Origin of the sequence: Nocardioides malaquae (genome assembly GCF_015070385.1) — a bacterium.
GTDB classification, from domain to species: Bacteria; Actinomycetota; Actinomycetes; order Propionibacteriales; family Nocardioidaceae; genus Nocardioides; species Nocardioides malaquae.
The window spans coordinates 1-249 of sequence record NZ_JADCSA010000860.1 but is presented as its reverse complement, the minus strand read 5'-3'; the positions used below and the strand labels follow the sequence as shown (position 1 = coordinate 249).

Sequence of the window (249 nt, the reverse complement as noted above, 5' to 3'; positions counted from 1 at the left end):
TTTTTGGGGTTTAAGCGGGAGGAGTCAGAAAAGTTCCGACAGGGATAACTGGCGTGTGGCGGCCAAGCGTCCATAGCGACGAGGCTTTTTGATCCTTCGATGTCGGCTCTTCCTATCATTGTGAAGCAGAATTCACCAAGCGTTGAATTGTTCACCCACTTATAGGGAACGTGAGCTGGGTTTAGACCGTCGGGAGACAGGTTAGTTTTACCCTACTACCCTACAGTGTTGCACAATGTACTGCAAATG

1 rRNA gene is annotated in these 249 nt (G+C 49.0%); it reads left to right on the top strand.

Annotated elements, in window-relative coordinates:
* Nucleotides 1-206: ribosomal RNA gene (locus IEQ44_RS16285) — 23S ribosomal RNA — on the top strand; the annotation flags it as partial.
* Nucleotides 207-249 lie beyond the last annotated feature (43 nt).